Annotated in this window: 1 protein-coding gene; it reads right to left on the reverse strand. The window is 64.7% G+C overall.

What is annotated here, in order from left to right; translation table 11 throughout:
* The coding region (locus tag ACYVKR_RS24450) for an IS4 family transposase (protein WP_460483586.1) at nt 1-1268 on the reverse strand (1268 nt) is incomplete at both ends.

The raw sequence follows: 1268 nt of genomic DNA on the forward strand, positions 1-1268 counted from the left end.
CGACTCTTGGGAAGCTTCGTGCGGTACGCCGAGGCGGCAGCACGAAGTGCTTGGACTGCTCCAGCAAGGCCGCAAGCTGCTTTGGCAAGGTCCCTGCAGAGTCCAGGCTGAGCACCGACAGCAGATTCACGATGGCGTAGCTAGCCGTATGGAAGCTGATGCGCTGGGGCTCGACCTTGGCATGCGCGGCCATCTCACGCATCCAGCGGCGCAGTAGCGTGTAGGCGATCAGCACACCCCACAACTCCTGGCGCACCAGTTCGGGCTGCTTGCTGCGCAGCACCGGCTCGCCTTCCTGCAGTGATTGCTTGATCTCCCGGAACCCCAGCTCGATCTCCCAGCGCTGGCGGTACAGCTCGGCCAAGTCACGTGCCGGGTGTGTGCGGTGATCTGGCAATGAGGTGATGAAGCGCCGCAGCCGGCCGCCCACATCCACTTCGATCAGTCGCGCCTGCCAGTGGCTGGGCAGCTCTGGACGCGCCTTGCGCGCTTGCGGTGACACCGGCATACGGATGAGTGCGTCGCCGGGCACGAGTTGTTCGACGATCTCGTGGCGCAAATTGTCCCGGGCCCGCATCAGCCAGTGCCGCTGCTCACCCGCAGCTTGCCAGTCCAGCAAGAATGCAGCCGAGAAGTACGCCCGGTCGAACAAGGTCACCGAGTAGTCCTGCCCGCGCAACTGCGCCGCCAGGCTCAATTCACCGCAGTCCATGGCGCCCAGCCTGGCATCCAGGAGCTCATGGCTGTGGGTATCCATCAAGCAAGTGGCGCGGATCTGCGGCCAGGACAACACGCCATGCTGGTTGCTGCAACTGCCCAGTTGTGCTCGGTTGTCCGGCGTGTCTGGAGCCGACCAGACCACGCCATCCACGGCCAGCACGCGCAGGGGGCGCTGCACCTTCTGCACAGAGCGACTCCAAGCCTGGGTCAGCAGAGCAAACAGCTCGGCCAGGGGCTCCTCGCCCAGGCGCTGGCGGGCCTGCACGCTGGCGCTGGGGGCGGGCAGCGCTTGTCCACCCAGGCTCAAATCCAACTGCTGCACAACCTGCCATAGTGGCCGATTGCGAAACAGCGCCAGCCCTATCACCAGCCACACGGCATGCTCGGCAGGCAGCTTGCGCCGCCGGATCGAAGCCTTGCCACTGCTCTTGAGCGCCTGCTCGATCCATGCGGGGTCTATCAACGCGCTGAGCTCATCAAGCCGATCAGGAACTCGGGGCAGGGTATCGCGCAGTGCGCTCTGAAGCAGGCTCATCAAGCAAAAAAGG

The sequence above is a fragment of the Comamonas humi genome (assembly GCF_054782535.1).